General features: G+C 70.9%; 11 protein-coding genes and 1 pseudogene. 7 read left to right on the forward strand and 5 right to left on the reverse strand.

What is annotated here, in order from left to right; all coding sequences use genetic code 11:
- Positions 1-214: 214 nt before the first annotated feature.
- The 3 genes from allB to uraH all read left to right on the forward strand — a co-directional run bounded on the left by allB (position 215) and on the right by uraH (position 3,766).
- The gene (gene allB, locus DD1DGNOD_RS06710; protein ID WP_131765787.1) at positions 215-1,606 is read left to right on the forward strand and encodes an allantoinase AllB; all 1,392 of its coding nucleotides are present in this window, start codon (positions 215-217) and stop codon (positions 1,604-1,606) included.
- Between the two features lie 151 nt (positions 1,607-1,757).
- Positions 1,758-3,317: an allantoicase gene (locus tag DD1DGNOD_RS06715; protein ID WP_131769684.1), complete on the forward strand. Its 1,560-nt coding sequence runs from the start codon at positions 1,758-1,760 to the stop codon at positions 3,315-3,317.
- 122 nt (positions 3,318-3,439) lie between these two features.
- Positions 3,440-3,766, forward strand: a complete 327-nt coding sequence (gene uraH, locus DD1DGNOD_RS06720) for a hydroxyisourate hydrolase (RefSeq protein ID WP_131765722.1) — start codon at positions 3,440-3,442, stop codon at positions 3,764-3,766.
- A 104-nt stretch (positions 3,767-3,870) separates the two neighbouring features.
- Here the strand turns inward: uraH and DD1DGNOD_RS06725 are convergent, their stop codons facing one another.
- Positions 3,871-5,178: a DUF6986 family protein gene (locus tag DD1DGNOD_RS06725; protein ID WP_131769685.1), complete on the reverse strand. Its 1,308-nt coding sequence runs from the start codon at positions 5,176-5,178 to the stop codon at positions 3,871-3,873.
- A 156-nt stretch (positions 5,179-5,334) separates the two neighbouring features.
- A complete protein-coding gene (locus tag DD1DGNOD_RS31075; protein ID WP_131765723.1) occupies positions 5,335-5,562 on the reverse strand; it encodes a hypothetical protein in 228 nt (75 codons plus the stop codon).
- On the opposite strand from DD1DGNOD_RS31075, the gene DD1DGNOD_RS06735 reads away from it, so the two are divergent.
- Both DD1DGNOD_RS06735 and DD1DGNOD_RS06740 read left to right on the forward strand, forming a co-directional pair.
- Positions 5,561-5,908, forward strand: a complete 348-nt coding sequence (locus DD1DGNOD_RS06735) for a hypothetical protein (protein ID WP_131765724.1) — start codon at positions 5,561-5,563, stop codon at positions 5,906-5,908. The genes DD1DGNOD_RS31075 and DD1DGNOD_RS06735 overlap by 2 nt on opposite strands.
- A gap of 8 nt (positions 5,909-5,916) precedes the next feature.
- A complete protein-coding gene (locus DD1DGNOD_RS06740) occupies positions 5,917-6,576 on the forward strand; it encodes a nucleotidyl transferase AbiEii/AbiGii toxin family protein (protein ID WP_131765725.1) in 660 nt (219 codons plus the stop codon).
- Between the two features lie 375 nt (positions 6,577-6,951).
- Here the strand turns inward: DD1DGNOD_RS06740 and DD1DGNOD_RS06745 are convergent, their stop codons facing one another.
- A complete protein-coding gene (locus DD1DGNOD_RS06745) occupies positions 6,952-8,349 on the reverse strand; it encodes a serine/threonine-protein kinase (protein ID WP_165036487.1) in 1,398 nt (465 codons plus the stop codon).
- A gap of 495 nt (positions 8,350-8,844) precedes the next feature.
- Between DD1DGNOD_RS06745 and DD1DGNOD_RS06750 the strand changes: the two genes are divergently transcribed.
- Positions 8,845-9,069, forward strand: coding sequence for a type II toxin-antitoxin system Phd/YefM family antitoxin (locus tag DD1DGNOD_RS06750; protein WP_131765727.1), 225 nt, complete (start codon positions 8,845-8,847; stop codon positions 9,067-9,069).
- A complete protein-coding gene (locus DD1DGNOD_RS06755) occupies positions 9,057-9,446 on the forward strand; it encodes a type II toxin-antitoxin system VapC family toxin (RefSeq protein ID WP_131769687.1) in 390 nt (129 codons plus the stop codon). The genes DD1DGNOD_RS06750 and DD1DGNOD_RS06755 overlap by 13 nt, the downstream gene beginning before the upstream one ends.
- Before the next feature lie 115 nt (positions 9,447-9,561).
- Here DD1DGNOD_RS06755 and DD1DGNOD_RS28880 read toward each other — a convergent pair.
- Together DD1DGNOD_RS28880 and DD1DGNOD_RS06765 are read right to left on the reverse strand one after the other, a co-directional pair.
- A pseudogene (locus DD1DGNOD_RS28880) lies at positions 9,562-9,839 on the reverse strand (DUF6986 family protein); the annotation flags it as partial.
- A gap of 8 nt (positions 9,840-9,847) precedes the next feature.
- Complete coding sequence (locus tag DD1DGNOD_RS06765) at positions 9,848-11,368, reverse strand: 8-oxoguanine deaminase (RefSeq protein WP_346434278.1); 1,521 nt, start codon at positions 11,366-11,368, stop codon at positions 9,848-9,850.
- Positions 11,369-11,375 lie beyond the last annotated feature (7 nt).

Raw genomic sequence — 11,375 nt, forward strand, 5'->3', positions numbered from 1 at the left:
ATCCCGATGATCCCGATGATCCCGATGATCCCGATGATCCCGACGGTCTCGGGGATCTCAACGATCCCGTAGGTCTTGGCGACCCCGCAGGCCCTGTGGATCTGAAAGATTCCGGGGATCCCGAAAGTCTCGGGGACCTCCCGGATCCCGGCGGTGCCCGATGGCAGCGTCCAGCCCGATCTCAGGATCCAGCCCCATGACAGGGTCCGGCCGGATGGCGGCCTCCGGTGCGGGCGGGGCCCGGACGGCTGTGACCGGACCGGATGACCTGCCGGAACGTCCGGTTGTGCTGTGCTCGTCGCGGGTCGTCACCCCCGAGGGTGTCCGCCCGGCCGCCGTGCACATCAGCGACGGGCGGATCATCGCCGTCACGCCGCCGGAGGCGGTGCGCACCACCCCGGACGTCACCGATCTCGGCGACCTCGCGCTGATGCCCGGGGTGGTCGACACCCACGTCCACGTCAACGAACCCGGCCGGACCGAGTGGGAGGGCTTCGCCACCGCCACTCGGGCCGCTGCCGCCGGCGGCGTCACCACGATCATCGACATGCCGCTCAACGCGATCCCGCCGACGACGTCACTGGCCGCGCTGACCGAGAAGCGAGCCGCCGCCACCGGCCAGTCATGGGTTGACGTCGGGTTCTGGGGCGGGATCATCGGCGCGGACACGCGTAACCTCGCCGACCTGGCGGCCCTGCACGACGCCGGGGTGTTCGGCTTCAAGGCGTTCCTCGCGCCGTCCGGGGTGGCCGAGTTCCCGCACGTCCGGATGGACGTGCTCGCCGCCGCCACCGCCCACACCGCCCGGCTCGGCGCGCTGACCGTCGTCCACGCCGAGTCGCCGTTTGTCCTGGAGGCGGCGCCGCTGGTCGTGGGCCGGCAGTACGCGCGCTGGCTGGCCGCGCGTCCGCCGGCAGCCGAGACCGAGGCGGTCGCCGGGCTCGCGGCGCTGTCCGCGATGACCGGCGCCCGCCTGCACGTCCTGCATTTGTCCGCGGGGGCGGCACTGGACGACGTGCTGACCGCCCGGGACGCCGGAATCGCCCTGACCGCCGAGACCTGCCCGCACTATCTGACGTTCACCGCCGAGGAGGTTCCCGATGGTGCGACCGTGTACAAGTGCGCACCGCCGATCCGCGGGGAGGACAACCGGGAGGCGCTGTGGCAGGGGCTTGCCGAGGGTCTGTTCGCCGGGGTGGTGACCGACCACTCGCCGTCCACACCGCAGCTCAAAGCCATCGAGTCGGGCGACTTCGGGCAGGCGTGGGGCGGGATCGCCTCGGTGCAGCTCGGCCTGGCCGCGGTGTGGACCCAGGCTCGTCGCCGCGGCCACGACCTGGCCGACGTGGCCCGCTGGATGTGCACCGGCCCGGCCGATCTGGTCGGGTTGGCGCGCAAGGGACGCATCAGTCCGGGGGCGGACGCGGATCTCACCGTGATCGATCCCGAGGGGTCCTTCGTCGTCGATCCGGCCCGGCTCGCCCACCGCCATCCGCTGACCCCCTACGCTGGACGGACGCTGGACGGTGTCGTGCGTGCCACCTACCTACGCGGCAGGCGTGCCGACGGCGACCGGCCGCCGCACGGCCGGCTGCTGTCGAGATGACTGCGACACCGCGCCCACACCCCGCCGTCCCGCTTCCGGGGTATCCGCGTTCTGAGCACCTGAGTTCTGAGCATCCGAGTTCCCAGCAGCAGATGTCCGGCCTCCGGGTCCCGGATATCTGCTGGACCCGATCTGCAGGAGAAGAGGATCAGTGAGCGACGCTCCCGATCTGACGAATCTTGTCGACCTCGCCGCGGCCCGGTTCGGTGGGTCGGTGGTGGCCGTGAACGACGAGTTCTTCGCGCTCGCCGAGCGGATGCTGCTGCCCGAGCCGCCGATCGCCCGACCAGGGGTGTTCACCGAGCGGGGCGCGTGGACGGACGGCTGGGAGACCCGCCGCCGCCGTGACCTGTACGGCTCGGACTGGGCGGTCATCCGGCTCGGCGCGCCGGGCGTGGTGCGTGCGGTGACCGTCGACACCTCCCACTTCACCGGGAACGCCCCGGAGTCGGTGGAGATCCACGGTGCCACCCTCGGTGGCTACCCGTCCGCGCCCGAGGTGGCCGAGGCGTCGGTCAACTGGGTCGCTCTGGTACCCCGGACGCTGGTCAGGGCCGACGCGGTCAACGTCCTGCCGGTCGTGCGGGCCGGTCACACCCGCGTCACGCACCTGCGGCTGACCATTCACCCGGACGGTGGGGTGGCGAGGCTGCGCGTGCACGGCACGGTGATCCCCGACCCGAGACTGCTCGACCGTGTCACCTCCGACCTGGCCGCGGCCTATCTCGGCGGGGTGGTGGTCGCGTGCAGCGACATGCACTACGGCGACCGGCACAACCTCAACGCCTCCGGGGAGGCCCGGGTGATGGGGGAGGGCTGGGAAACCCGCCGCCGCCGGGGAACGGGCCACGAATGGGTTGTCGTGCACCTGGCCGCCACCGGCCAGGTGATCCGGGCGGAGGTCGACACCCGGCACTTCCACGGCAACGCACCCCGGGCGGTGGCCCTGTGGGCGGCGTCCGCCCCCGAGCTGTTCGGCAACGACGACGTCTCGTCGATCTCGGCGATCACGCAGTGGTATCCGCTGCTGCCGCAGGTCCGGGTGCAGCCCAACACGCGGCACCTGTTCGACCTGGAGGTTCCGGTGGAGGCCACCCACGTGCGCCTGGAGGCGTTCCCCGACGGCGGTCTGGCCCGGTTGCGTCTCATCGGCACCCCGACCCCCGCGGGACGCCAGGAGCTGGCGATGCGCTGGTTCAACGCGCTGTCCCCCGGAGCGGCCCACGCCGAGCTGCTGGGCTGCTGCGGTTCCGAGGACTGGGCCGCCGTGGTCGCCGACGGCCGGCCGTACCCCACGCTCACCGCGTTGCTCGACGCGGCCCGCGAGCAGTGGTGGCAGCTCACCGAGGCGGACTGGTTGGAGGCGTTCACCGCCCATCCCCGCATCGGGGAACGCGGCGCTCCGCTGCCCGCGCCGACCACGTCCACCCGGGCCACCCTGGCTGGGTTGGACGCCCCGCGCCGGGAGCAGGCCGCCCTGGACAACGCGAGCCTGGACCTGAAGGCGGCGCTGGTTGCCGGCAACCAGGAGTATGAGGACCGGTTCGGCTACATCTTCCTGGTGCGCGCCGCGGGCCGCAGCGCCGAGGAGATGCTGGGGTTGTTGCGGGAACGGCTGGACAACGACCCGCCCACGGAGCTCCGGGTCGCGGCCGGGCAGCAGGCCGAGATCACCGAGCTGCGGCTGCGGCGGCTGATCAGTGGCCCGTGAGCCGGTGTCCGTTCGTCTTCCGCTGGCCGGCCGTGCCGCCTGTACCGCCGGCTGCCTGTGCTGCCTGTGCTGCCGGCCGGGCGAAGCGCTGTCGCTGACAGTGGACCGGGCATGATGCGGGAGTGACTGTTTCCACGCATGTGCTCGACACCGCCGCCGGGGTGCCGGCCGACGGCATGCCGGTCCAGCTCGAACGGATGATCGTCGGCTTCGGTGGTGACGTCCGCGGCTGGAGGCCGGTGACGTCCGCTGTGACCGACAGTGATGGAAGGATTCGGGATCTTCCGGTCGACGGACCGGGGGCGTGGCGCCTGGTGTTCGACACCGCGTCCCGTTCGGCGTTCTTCCCAGAGGTCGTCATCACCTTTGTCGTGACCGATCCCGGCCAGCACCACCACGTCCCCCTGCTGCTGTCGCCCTTCGGCTTCTCCTCCTACCGCGGCAGCTGAAGCGCCGGCTCGCCCGGTTGGGACGATCGGTTGGGACCGTTGGAATGGTCCGGTTGCGTGGTTGGAGCAGCCCGATGCAACGGCCGGTGACAGAGCTGTTGCGATCAGTGCTGGGGGCTGTCCCCTGCCGTGCTGAGGCGTGTGATCGTCTCACCGGTCAGGCCGGCCGTGGCCAGGTGCGTGTCGTCGAGGAGCCCCGCGTCCAGCGCCCGCCGGACATGACCGGCCAGCGCGCGGGCGGTCGCGGGTTCGTCGACGACCGGTCCGGGTGACCCAGATACCCGGGTCGCCGGAGGGCTGAAGGCGGCGCTTGGGTCGTCGTCCGGGCCCGCGGCGGTGCCGGCCCAGCGCGACAGCCGTGCCAGCGCTGGGGGCAGGCCTGCGAGCAGGCAGGCCGCCACGGTCGCGTGCCTGGACACCAGCTGCGCGGGGTGCAGGTCCCAGCCCTGGTAGAGCCCCCGCATCCAGGCCCGGCGGATCAGCTCGGCGTGCCGCCGCCAGCCCGCGTGCACCGCGGCGCGGTCACCGACCGGCAGCAGGTTGCACGACCCGTCCGCCACCCGTACCCCGGTCTCCGCCGCCGCGAGCTGCATGAGCGCGGTGGCGAGCTCCACCGACGGATGGTCACCGGCCTGATGCTCGGCGCTCACCCCCAGCGCCGCCGAGTAGTCGTAGGTGCCCACATGAAGGCCCCGCAGGCGGGGCCGGCCCGCCGCCACGAGCGCCGGCAGCGCCAGCACCGCGGACGGGGTCTCGACCTGCACTTCCAGCGGGATCGGGGCGAGCCCGAGGCGTCCCTCCAGCTCCGCGAGGATGTCGCCGAACACGCTCACCTGCGCCGGTGCGCTCACCTTCGGCAGGGTGACCACCAGGCCGGGCGGGGCGGTGGCGCCGCCGTCCGCGGTGAGCGCGGTCAGGAAGAGGTCCAGGCTGCGCAGCCCGCGGGCCCGCACGGCCGCGTCCAGCGACTTGGGGCGCAGCCCGTAGGACGCCGGGAGCCCGCCCGCGGCGGCGGCCGCGCGCAGCGCCTCGGCCGCGGCGACGGCGACGGCGTCCTCCTCGGCGTCGGCGCGGACGCCGTACCCGTCCTCGAGATCCACCCGGAGGTCGGCAACCGGTGAGCCGGCGAGCACCCGGCGGACATGGGCGTGAACCCGCCCGGCCAGGGCGGCCGGGACGCCGGTCGCCGCCGCCAGATCGGACGGCTCGCCGGCGTGCGCGTCAAAGGCGGCTCGGGCGGCGGCGGCCCAGTCCTCCGCGATGGTCGCGGTCACCTGGTCGGCCGGCACGTAGCAGGTGTGCACGGGCTGGGAGGTGCCCGGATCCCCGGGGAAGCGGGCGGCCAGTTCGGCGTCCAGGCCGGCGAGCGGCGCGGTCAGGGCGGCGGTCACATCCGCCGGCAGCGTCAGCATGCCCCCAGTCTCACCCGGCCCGCTCCCCGTTCACCGCGGGAGCTGCTGTCGAGTGGGGCGCCAGCGAGCACGGAACGTGTACTGATGTGCTCGCAAAACTTGTACTGACAGCCCCGCAGAACACGTACTCGCAGGCTCGCAGACTGCGTAGTGTTGCTATATGCCCACGCCAGGGTGCCTGCCGAGCAAGTCCGCCTTGGCGTCGTCCGGCCAAGGTAGCCGACTACGTTCGGTAGCTGTCCGATATTCCCGCACCCGATTGTTGTCCGAGTTGGTGACGTAGAGGGTGCCGGTGCTGTCGACCGTCACCTCGATCGGAGCGCGGGCAGGGCTTGCTGCGCATCCCGGCCGATCGTCTTTGGCTGACGATAGGCTTGTAAGCATGGCTGACACGCGTGGAACGCCGACGTCCCGCTATCAGCGACCCTATGCCGTCGCGGGGAGCCTGGAGTTGCTGCGCGGGCCGTCGTCCGGTGTCGTCCGGCTACCGGTGCACCTGGACTGGTCCGGCAACGCCGAGTACGACCTTGACGCTCCCGGCAGGATTGTCGACCTCTACCGCGCCGTCCTCATCGAGGCGGCCAGCCCGCAGGACCTTTACACGTACCTGGATGCCGGGATGCTGCGGCGCCTGTGGGCGTTGCTGTGGCTGCCGGCGCAGCTCAGGAGGGCCTGGGAGCAGCAGTTCCCGGTTCTCGCCGAAATCAGCCGGGTCACCGCCACCGCGTAGGTTCAGGCATGGAGCCGCGACACGAAAGGATCGCGAAGATCGCTCTGGCTGCCGGGGAGCGGTACGGGCTCGCGCTCGCGGGTGGCTATGCGGTCCAGGCGCACGGGATGGGCTCCCGCCCGAGCGGGGACGTCGACCTGTTCACCAGTTGGCAGCGCCGCGACGAGTTCCCGGAGCTGACGTCGGCGGTCGTCTCCGCTCTGGAGGCAGCCGGGTACGTGACATCGATCGCCATGCGGGCCGAGACATTCGTCCGGTTGATGGTGGCCGACCCGTCCGACGGTACGGCCGAGAAGGTCGAGCTCTCCGCGGACTGGCGGGCGCACGATCCGATCCAGCTTGATATCGGCCCTGTCCTGCACGCGGACGACGCCATAGCGAACAAGATGTGCGCCCTGTTCGGACGCGCCATGCAGCGTGACTTCCTCGATGTCGATGCCGCCATCATGAGCGGTCGTTACTCGCGTGAGGACCTGCTCAAACTGGCCTCCGCGACCGACCCCGGCTTCGATCCCCTGATTTTCGCTGATGCGCTCGGCGCGCTGACGCAGATCACCGATGCGGCGTTCGCCGAGTACGGCGCCGACCCCCGCGCGATCGCCGAGATGCGCCAACGGTTCGCTGACTGGCGGAGGCGTCTGCTCGCCGAGGAGCCCGGATTCAGCTGACCCGAGCCGGCCAGACCGAGAACCGGCTGTTGCCTTGTTGTGGTGCGTTAGGTTCACCACGATTTTGATCACGTCTCTGATCAGGGTGAATATGGTTTACGATCTATTTGTTCTAGGGGAGCCGTCTGCATCGGTGCTTGTCAGGATGCCGAGGGCTGATGCGAGCCTCACTTGGTCGTGACACCTGTAATCCCTCGCTCGATCGATCGGTAGCTGTCCGATATGTCCAGCAGGGCACGTGATGTGCTGCTCGGGATCGCGAGCACCGACGCCTACCGGCCCCTGTGGCCCACCGAGATCCTTGACGAACTCGACCGCACCCTGCCTACCAGACTTTGTCTGCGTGTGATCGGGCTGAGCCGGGAGGTCAAGGCACTACTGGCCCTTGACCCGGCGTACCCGGTGGTTGCCCTGGTCGGTGATGTAGAGGGTGCCGGTGCTGTCGACCGCTATCCCGGACGGATCGCTGAGTCGGGCTTGGGTGGCCGGCCCGCCGTCTCCGGAGAACCCGGCGGTGCCGGTGCCAGCCACCGCCGTGATTAGCAGGGAGCTGGATCCGGTCCGCGGCGGGGAGCTGGATCCGGTCCGCAGGACAACGGTCGTGACGGCGGTGGCAAGCAGCACCATCAGGACGACACCGATGGCCAGCGGCCGGCGCCCGCGGCGTGCTGCGTGGTCGACCGACGCTGCGGGGGATGGGACTGCGCGGTAGCCACGGGGCGGAGCCCCGCCGGCCCGGTCAGCGCCTCCACCGGCCCGGCGGGACTGGTTCCTGTCGTGAGCGAGGCCACCAGGGATGGGAGGCGCGGGCGGCGGCGTGCGGGGCAGCAGAACCGCTGGCCGCGGGCTCCCCGTCCCCTCACCAGACAGCACCCGGGCGGCCGGACGGGATTGGTTGATCGGCGGCGGCGGTGGAGGAGGAGGTGGCCGGTCCGGGAGCTGTGTCGCCGCATCCCGAATCGCGTCATCGACCCGCAGGATCAGGTTGCTGCGTTTGAGCCAGCCGGGTTCGAGTGCCTCCGTGGCAGCCTCAGCGAGGTCGACGGCGAACTCGTGCGCCGCCGGGTAGCGCGCCTGGATGTCGTCTTCCAACGCCCGCATGACAACACCCGCCAGCGCCTCGTGCACGCCCGTGAGCGGCCCGACCCGCGGACGCGCGGGCAGCCGGCCGGCGAACAGCCCGTACAGGACCAGTCCGAGGGAATACAGATCCGTACCCGGGCCGAGCGCGGCGAAGTTGCGCTGTTCCGGCGCCATCCAGAACGGCGTCCCGGTCCTACCGAAAGCGGCGGTGTGTTCCAGCAGCTTCGCGATCCCGAAATCGACAATCTTGAGGGTGCCGTCGTCCGCGAGCAGCAGGTTCGCCGGTTTGATGTCACGGTGCAGCATGTGCTTGCCGTGTACATACGCCAACGCGTCCGCGGCCGCCAGCCCGATCCCGCACACCGTCTCCGGTGGAAGACCACCGGAGACCTTGTCCAGAGCCTTACCGGAAACAAACTCCATGAACAGCAGGAAGAGGCCATCGACGTCGACAGCGTCGAAAATGTTGACCAGGTGCGGATGGTTGAGCTGGGCCAGGACCTTCGCTTCATCACCGGCACGCCGATGCCCGTCCGGGCCCTCCAGCGTCACCGCCTTGACCGCGACGAACCGGTCCAGCCGGCGGTCCAACACCTTGAACACGTCACCGAACCCGCCACCGCTAAGCCTGCCGTGCAGTTCGTAACGGTCGGGTAACACCCGCTCCACACGGTTACGGTCCACCGGCACGGCCCGCTGCTCCCCTCGCGGCCGACGGGAACCCGCGAGGGCGCAGGCCGCCGTCGTCCCCCCCGGATGGGGTAACTGTAGCCAATCAGCCCCTACCCGTGGCAGACCACCCGCCTGCTTGCCGCACGCAGGCACACTGCCTCCCGACCGGGTGGCGGGCGTCGAGCGGCAGCAACCGCTGACAACAACGTGAACGGACCCCGAGCGACGACCACGAACAAGCGCGACGCACCGACCTGACGCGGCGAACATCAACGAATTCTCGATCGTCGGCTATGGAGGGGTGGGCGGCGGGCGCGGTTCGCAAGCCACGGGTCTTCAAGGTCAGCTCCTGACCGTTTCTCATAAGATCGAAGATCTTGCTCTCGCGGTCACGGCTGCGGCGCTGGGAACCGTCACGGCCGGTCCCCTGCGTAAACGCGGGGTGTCCCAGCATGCACGGTCAATCGTACGTACGTGATATGGTAGGCGTACGTACGAGGAGGTGCAGGTGCGATGACGATCACCGCATCAGAGCTGCGTCAGAACGTGTACCGGTTGCTCGACGAGGTGCTGGCCAGCGGGGTACCGCTGGAAGTCGAGCGCGGCGGGCGGCGGCTGCGGATCGTGCCCGTCGACGCGCCGGAGAAGCTGTCGCGCCTGTCCGCTCATCCCGGCACGATCGCCGGCGATCCAGAAGATCTTGTCCACCTCGACTGGTCCGGTGAGTGGCGTCCGTGATCCTGCTGGACACACACATCATGGTGTGGCTTTATGACGATCCCGAGCGACTGGTGCCGCCTGCGGTGCGCGAGCGGCTCAACGCCGAGCCGCTCGCCCTGTCACCGTTCGTCAGGCTGGAGCTGCAGTACCTCTACGAGGTGGGAAAGATCTCCGTGCCGGCACTGACCATTGTGGACGATCTTGTGCCGAAGCTCGAGATGCTGCTGACCGACCCGCCATCGGCACAGATCTGCCAGGCCGCCATAGCGTTGGACTGGACCCGCGACCCGTTCGACCGGCTGATCTCGGCACAGGCCCTCACCTCCGCCGCCACCCTCGTGACCAAGGACCGCGTTATCCGTAGTCACCTTCCGTTAGCGTGGTGGCCGAACTGAGCAACCTCCGCTTGGGGCGTGTCGACATGGCGGTCACCTCGTCCGTGTCCTGGCCCGTGACCTGACCTGACCTGACGCGTGAGGCACCGCAAGCTGACCAGGATTGTGGACACCCTTCACTGACCGCCGGCAGCGCCAGCACCGCGGCCGGGGTCTCGACCTGCACTTCCAGCGGGATCGGGGCGAGCCCGAGGCGTCCTTCCAGTTCCGCGAGGATGTCGCCGAACACGCTCACCTGCGCCGGTGCGCTCACCTTCGGCAGGGTGACCACCAGCCCGGGCGGGGCGGTGGCGCCGCCTTCCGCGGCGAGCGCGGTCAGGAAGAGGTCCAGGCTGCGCAGCCCGCGGCCCGCACGGCCGCGTCCAGCGACTTGGGACGCAGCCCGTAGGACGCCCTACCGGTCACCCGGCGCCCTGGATGCGCGCGGCGATCGTCCGGTGCCGGCGCAGCATGTCGTCGAGGTCGGGGTGGACGGGGGCGCTGTTCTCCACCACGGTTTTCCCGGCGACGACCGTGTGCCGGGCGGCAACCGGTCCGCAGCGCAACCACGCCTCCACCGGGTCGGACAGGGCACCGGCGAAACCGATCCCGTCCAGCGGCCAGACGACCAGGTCACCGGCTGCGCCGACGGCTAGTTCGCCGATCTCGCCGACCCGCCCGAGGCAGGCCGCGCCGCCGCGGGCGGCGATCTCCAGTGCGTCCCGGGCGGACATGGCGCCCGCTCCGCCCCGCAGCCGCCCGAGCAACATCGCCGTGCGCGCCTCCAGCCACAGCGAGGCGGCGTCCGCCGACGACGAGCCGTCACAACCGAGCCCGACCGGCACGCCGGCGGCCCGCAGCTGCGCGACCGGCGCCAGCCCGCCCCCGAGAATCATGTTGCTGCTCGGGCAGTGGGCGACCCCCGTGCCCCAGGCCCCCAGCTGTGCCACTTCGGCGGCGTTCGGGCAGATGCAGTGGGCGACCCAGGCGCGGTCACCGCCCCAGCCGAGGTCACGGAAGTGCTCGATCGGACGCCGGCCGTAGGTCGCCAGGCAGTAGTCATCCTCCTGCGGGTCCTCGGCGAGATGGGTGTGCAGCCGCACGTCGAGGCGTTCGGCGAGCTCGGCGGTGGCCCGCATCAGCTCGGGGCTGACGGAGAACGGCGAACAGGGCGCCAGCGCGATCCGCACCATCGCGCCGTGGGAGGGGTCGTGGTGAGCGGCGACGAGGGCCGCCGAGTCCGCGAGGATGTCGTCGGGATCCTGGACGACGGAATCCGGCGGCAGCCCGCCGTCCTTCACCGACAGTGACATCGACCCGCGGGTCGGATGGAAGCGCATCCCGAGCTCGCGGGCGGCAGCTATTTCGGCCGAGATCAGGTCCCCGCCGCCGCGCGGATGGACGTACAGGTGGTCGGTGGTGGTCGTACAGCCACCCAGCGCGAGCTCGGTCAGGCCGACGTAGGCGGAGACGTGCACGGCCTCCTCGTCCAGGCGCGCCCACAACGGATAGAGCGTCCGCAGCCAGGTGAACAGCGAGCCGGACACCGACGGCGCGTACGACCGGGTGAGGTTCTGGAAGATGTGATGGTGGGTGTTCACCAGGCCGGGGGTGACCAGGCAGCCGGTCGCGTCCAACGTCCGCCGGGCCGGCGGGAGCGGGTCGGCGGACGTCCCGACCGCGCTGACCAGGCCGCCGGTTATCGCGACCCAGCCGCCGGGCAGCTCCCGGCGCCGCTCGTCGACGGTCGCCACCAGTTCGGCGCCGTGTACGAGCAGATCGACCGGGTGCGCGCCGCGTGCCGTCGCGGCCACCGCGATGCCGGCGACAGCGCCGCCGCCGCTGGTGCCCCTGCCGTTGGCGGATGCCGGGATGCGCGCGGTCATGGGCACCGATTCTGCTGCCTCCTGTGCCGCTCCGCGGTTTCGCCGCCGCGTCAGCATGGTGTCG

The sequence above is a fragment of the Candidatus Protofrankia californiensis genome (assembly GCF_900634765.1).
GTDB lineage: Bacteria > Actinomycetota > Actinomycetes > Frankiales > Frankiaceae > Protofrankia > Protofrankia californiensis.